The sequence below is a fragment of the Streptomyces sp. Ru73 genome (assembly GCF_002920575.1).
Taxonomy (GTDB): Bacteria; Actinomycetota; Actinomycetes; order Streptomycetales; family Streptomycetaceae; genus Streptomyces.
In genome coordinates this window covers 1-241 of sequence record NZ_PQSQ01000245.1, presented here as the reverse complement: position 1 = coordinate 241, position 241 = coordinate 1, and the positions used below count along the sequence as shown (strand labels likewise).

The 241-nt window shown below is 70.5% G+C and carries 1 protein-coding gene; it reads right to left on the bottom strand.

Translation table 11 applies throughout. From position 1 onward, the window contains the following. On the bottom strand, positions 1–241 hold a 241-nt coding region (locus tag C3486_RS36780; RefSeq protein ID WP_146075152.1), incomplete at both ends, for a HAMP domain-containing protein.

The following is a 241-nucleotide window of genomic DNA, read 5'->3' as shown; positions in this document are numbered from 1 at the left end:
GTTGACGTTGTCGGTGAGGTCCTTCCAGACGCCGGACGCGCCGCGTACCTGCGCGCGGCCGCCGAGGTTGCCCTCGGTGCCGACCTCGCGGGCCACCCGGGTCACCTCGTCGGCGAACGCCCGGAGCTGGTCGACCATGCCGTTGACCGTCTCCTTGACCTCCAGGATCTCACCCCGCGCGTCCACCGAGATCTTCTTCGACAGGTCGCCGTCGGCGACCGCGGTGGTGACCTGGGCGATG